The 4,530-nt window shown below is 49.6% G+C and carries 6 protein-coding genes; 4 read left to right on the top strand and 2 right to left on the bottom strand.

Features of this window, described 5'->3' with window-relative positions:
- The first annotated feature begins 117 nt into the window (after positions 1-117).
- From NNN71_RS23825 to NNN71_RS23810, 4 genes are all read left to right on the top strand, one after another.
- Positions 118-324: a hypothetical protein gene (locus NNN71_RS23825; protein WP_167574671.1), complete on the top strand. Its 207-nt coding sequence runs from the start codon at positions 118-120 to the stop codon at positions 322-324.
- Positions 325-598: 274 nt separating this feature from the next.
- A complete protein-coding gene (locus NNN71_RS23820) occupies positions 599-1,858 on the top strand; it encodes a YadA C-terminal domain-containing protein (protein WP_271459505.1) in 1,260 nt (419 codons plus the stop codon).
- Between the two features lie 216 nt (positions 1,859-2,074).
- Complete coding sequence (locus NNN71_RS23815; protein WP_271459504.1) at positions 2,075-3,076, top strand: porin; 1,002 nt, start codon at positions 2,075-2,077, stop codon at positions 3,074-3,076.
- A 175-nt stretch (positions 3,077-3,251) separates the two neighbouring features.
- Positions 3,252-3,644 carry a hypothetical protein gene (locus NNN71_RS23810; protein ID WP_271459503.1) on the top strand — a complete coding sequence of 131 codons (393 nt, stop codon included), beginning with the start codon at positions 3,252-3,254 and terminating at the stop codon, positions 3,642-3,644.
- A gap of 77 nt (positions 3,645-3,721) precedes the next feature.
- Here the strand turns inward: NNN71_RS23810 and NNN71_RS23805 are convergent, their stop codons facing one another.
- Together NNN71_RS23805 and NNN71_RS23800 are read right to left on the bottom strand one after the other, a co-directional pair.
- On the bottom strand, positions 3,722-3,949 hold the full coding sequence (locus NNN71_RS23805) for a hypothetical protein (RefSeq protein WP_167575646.1): 228 nt from the start codon (positions 3,947-3,949) through the stop codon (positions 3,722-3,724).
- A gap of 28 nt (positions 3,950-3,977) precedes the next feature.
- On the bottom strand, positions 3,978-4,388 hold the full coding sequence (locus NNN71_RS23800) for a hypothetical protein (RefSeq protein ID WP_167575645.1): 411 nt from the start codon (positions 4,386-4,388) through the stop codon (positions 3,978-3,980).
- Between the last annotated feature and the right edge of the window lie 142 nt (positions 4,389-4,530).

Genomic DNA, 4,530 nt, shown 5'->3' with positions numbered 1-4,530 from the left:
AATTACCTTAACGTTTTTAATACAAAATAAGCGGCGTTTCCCGAATATTGACATGTCTTTTTTCCCCCTGCATATTTTACGAAGAAAAATAATGAATCGGATTACATGAGGAATCTCATGAACAACACCAGGACATATCCCGCGAAACGCAGACGTCGCGGCGAAGTACAAAATGCCAGTTTGACTATGCTCAGCGCACGCATCGCTGATGACCTTTGCGAATACGTTCGTGAGGTGGCTTTTCAAACCCGTAAAAGTAAACAACAAATTATCACCGAGGCGCTGATGCTACATCAGGCCAATGGAATTGAAACACATGAATAAACAAAGAGATAGCATCAAACAGAGACGCTATTGATCGATCGCTAAATATTTAACAGTGAATAAAAAACAATAACCCGTTTTTTATTCACTCTCACAGATAACAGGTCAATATCAGCCTGTTTTCGGTGAAATAATGTTTTGTCAGAAAAATAATAAATCACAAAACATCGTGGCTGAGGTTATTACACTTCAGGGCTGCTGTACGCCCCTGCCACTCGCTAAATAAAACCGCCAGAACAGGCGAATAAATTCAGTTAATGACAGGTAACTCATCATGCAGTCCATAAGTAAAAGTATTATCGCCGTCGCGGTGTTGGCCGCACTGACATCCACTCATGCTAACGCAGTAATTGTCACTTCCGATAGCGTAATACTCCCTAATACCACAACAACGGTGACCCAGCAGTTCCAGTCCGTGGAGAACGCGATTACAGGTAACAGCCAGAAAGCAGATGATGCTTTTACCAAAGCTGACGACGCTAAACAACGTGCTGATGCCGCTTTTACCAAAGCAGATGATGCGATGCGTGAAGCAGGCAACGCCGCGGCATCCATTACAGGACTTGAACGCAGCATAGATACAGTGAAAGACGCTGTCGTTGATGAATACAAAAATCGCGTTGCCGCCGATACAGCATTGCAGGGCCAGATAGATGTGGTGAACAAGAGCATCAAAACTAGCGCCGACGGTTTAGCCCAGGAAATCAAAGATCGTACCGCAGGTGATGATGCCCTACATACCGAGTTGACCAACCAGAAGGCAGCACAGCAGCAGATTGACCAGGCTCAGTCCCAAATCATTGGCACGCATGACAACCTGATTAGTGACAACAAAGCTGCCATTGATACTAATACCCAGGCCATCGGTAATAAGGTTGATACGAAAACCTTTACCGATGACCAGAAACGCCAGGATGATGCCGTTACCGCGTTAACAACTACCGTTAACAGTAAGGCAAGTCAGACCGATGTTAATACTAACAAAAAGGCGATTGCCGCCGATGAAGCTAACATCACCGCCAACAAATCCGCTATCGATACAGAAGTGAAGGCCGAACAGCAGCACTTCTCCACCCTGTCATCCGGCGTGCAGCAGGCTCAGACTACCGGCGATGCCGCCCAGAATCGCGCTGATATCGCCTTTGCCAACGCGGAAGCTAACCATCAGGCGCTGGTAAACACCAACCAGCGTCTTGCCGACGACGAGAAAACGCTGGCTAACCACGAGCAGCGCATTTCGGACCTGGAAGCCAACAACCGCACCAATTTCAACAAGCTGGAGCAGCAGCAGAACAAAGACCGTAAAGAGTTCCGCGCAGGTCTGGCTGGCGCTTTCGCCCTCACCGCTATCCCGCAAGCGCCGCAGGGCCACACCGTCGGCTTCGGCATGGGCGTCGGAACCTTTAACGGCCAGAACGCCGTATCTGCCGGGATCAGCGCTCGCGTGTCAGCCAACGTTTCCGTAAAAACCGGTCTGTCCTGGGATACCGCGGACAACGTCGGTGCAGGCGCGGGCGTGCTGTTTTCTTATTAAGAGCACATTCCTCCTGCCCTCACAGGGGAACATTATTGCGCTGAACCACGCAATAAGGGCGAAAGCCCAGCCTTCATCGTTATTGTTGTATTTGCCACTTTTTTCGTAGTTAGAGAGATGTTTCCCCCGGGTACGGGGGCTTTTTTAAGTAGAAGGAAAATCTACTTAACAAAGCTGTAATGACGATAGCAACCACAACTAGAAAGTGAGTTTGAAATGAAAAAAACAGCAGTGGCATTGGCCGTATTGGCTTTAGGGGTAACTTCCGCGCAGGCAGCGGAAATCTATAATAAAGACGGCAATAAGCTGGATCTGTACGGCAAGGTTAAAGCCGCGCATAGCTGGACGGACGGCAAAAACGCGGATGGTACCTATGCGCGTCTGGGCTTCAAGGGTGAAACCCAAATCAACGAGGAATTAACGGGCTACGGCCAGTTCGAAGGTCAGCTTGATGCTGCGAACGCAGAAGGTTCTCAGAATGGCGAATCCACCCGCCTGGCGTATGCTGGGCTGGACTATGGTCACAACGTTAGCTTTGACTATGGCCGTAACTACGGTATCGCTTACGATGTCGGGGTTTATACTGACAACCTTTCCGAATTCGGCGGCGACTCCTATGAAGGCACTGATTCATTCCTTACTGGTCGCACTAGTGGCGTTGCTACATTACGTACCAGCAACGCTTTCGGCTTAGCGGACGGCGTCAGCTTCGGCGCACAATACCAGGGCGCAGACGCAACCGATAGCGACCCCGCTAAACAGCATGGTACAGGTTACGGCTTCTCTCTGGGTTATGACAACATCGCTGATTCCGGTATTTCGACTATCGCCACCTACGCGACCAGCGCGGTCACGGGCCACCAGAAAACGGCGGGCTGGACCGGGAATAACGCTGAGTTCTGGGGCGTGGGTGCGAAATATGACGCGAACCGCGTATACGTTGCAACCATGGGCGGCGAATCTCACAATCTGCTGAAAGGCGCTCACGAAGCGAAACACTTTGAAGCGATGGCCGCGTATGTGTTCGACTTTGGCCTGCGCCCGAACGTGGGCTACGTGCACGCACGCGACAATAACAATCGTGATATCACCGAGTATGTCGCGCTGGGTTCAGATTACTACTTCAACAAAAATATGGTGGCGGATATCGGCTATCAGATCAATCTGGCTGATAACGGCGACAACACCGTTGTGGCTGGCCTGACCTACCAGTTCTAAGGCCATACGATCGCTACCGTCGGCGGGAAGTGTGGACATGCTATCGCCGACAATCAGACTGACCTGTCTAAATCATTAACTTTGAGTATGTCTTATACTGTCCCCCCGGGTGAGGGGGGATTTTTTGATTGCGGGCAGTGATGCATAATATCTTTTATAAAACAGGCTTATCACAATGAAAAAAATCATGGTTTCCGTTCTTGCTCTGACCGCGTTGGCGGCGATGCCAGCACAGGCCATTAACGCCAAATACCGCGAGCAACTTGAACGTTCTGGCTGTACTGAAATGAACGCCGGCGTCTCCTGCGACATTAACAAAACCAAAGCGCAGAACGCCAAACAGGCGCCAAAGGCTGCCGCGAAGCCTAAGCTGACGGCCAGCCAGCAATACGGGCAGATTGTTGGCGAAGCTGAAACTATCCTCGGGATGAAAGGCATTGCGGCGGAGGAGTATTTGGTTGAGAAAGGCTGGCGCCAGCAGTCTAACGGTGACTGGAAAAAAGCCGGCCACGAACTGCGTATTATCGAAGATAAAGGCGTGGTGCGTAACGCCCAGATCGTTAAATAATAAAAAGGCTCCTGCGGAGCCTTTTTATTACGCTGAATAACGGTGATACCTGTTTATGGCATCGCCCGCACGATGGGTTACGCCACCTTCTTTACGCGCAATACTCTCTGCGGCAACTCCCCCTCGACAACCAGCAAAGCGGACTTGAGTTCAACCTTCATTCCCTGGCGAATCGAGGCGGCTTTTATACTGGTAGATTCCTGTTGAAAGGCCCCCTCATTGTAGGGGAACAACAGAATACATTCGCCCAACTCTTTCAACTGCCGGAGTGCTTCCGTTCGCGTATTGTAATTGCGATATTTCATTCTATGTTTCACGATCGTTATTATTCACTTATCCTGCGGCGGTGTGTTCTGCATTCTTTTGCCGTACACCGGAAAATAGCCAATGCCAGAAGAAGACTTTGATTCCTGCGCCTGTAAACGTTGCCACATAGAACCATGGACTATGCACCATGGTCGTGCGAATGACTTCCAGCAGATCCACGTTGAAACTGTCTGCCATGGCGTAGTCAATGGTCCCTAAAAACACCAGCGTCAGAGCCATCATCACCATCACCGCGTGCAGCTTGCCAAGCTGTGGCAGACGGCCGGAAGCCCATTGCCACAAGAAAGCCGTACTCAACAGGAACAGCGCAGATAATAGCAACCCGGTCTTAAAACCAAAGTCTTGAAATTCCCGAAACAAGCTGAGCGCACTCATCAAAATGAATATTCCCAGCATGGCTTTTTTAATAACCCCCATCCTTCCACCTATAAAACCATGACATTAAATAAACAATTAACGTTTACCCGCGCGCATATCGACTTGCACGGATATTTGCAGTTAAGAACGAATATGATTTTTTTAATAAANATCCTGACCAGCAAAATGCCTGGCATGAGAC

Origin of the sequence: Kluyvera sp. Awk 3 (assembly GCF_028069715.1) — a bacterium.
Lineage (GTDB): Bacteria > Pseudomonadota > Gammaproteobacteria > Enterobacterales > Enterobacteriaceae > Kluyvera > Kluyvera georgiana_A.
This window is presented reverse-complemented; position numbering and strand designations above follow the sequence as displayed.

Bases quoted from the DNA above. Each gene is read 5' to 3' on its own strand.
- NNN71_RS23805 (WP_167575646.1), bottom strand. From the start codon at position 3,949: ATGAAATATCGCAATTACAATACGCGAACGGAAGCACTCCGGCAGTTG.
- NNN71_RS23825 (WP_167574671.1), top strand. From the start codon at position 118: ATGAACAACACCAGGACATATCCCGCGAAACGCAGACGTCGCGGCGAA.
- NNN71_RS23810 (WP_271459503.1), top strand. From the start codon at position 3,252: ATGAAAAAAATCATGGTTTCCGTTCTTGCTCTGACCGCGTTGGCGGCG.
- NNN71_RS23820 (WP_271459505.1), top strand. From the start codon at position 599: ATGCAGTCCATAAGTAAAAGTATTATCGCCGTCGCGGTGTTGGCCGCA.
- NNN71_RS23800 (WP_167575645.1), bottom strand. From the start codon at position 4,388: ATGGGGGTTATTAAAAAAGCCATGCTGGGAATATTCATTTTGATGAGT.
- NNN71_RS23815 (WP_271459504.1), top strand. From the start codon at position 2,075: ATGAAAAAAACAGCAGTGGCATTGGCCGTATTGGCTTTAGGGGTAACT.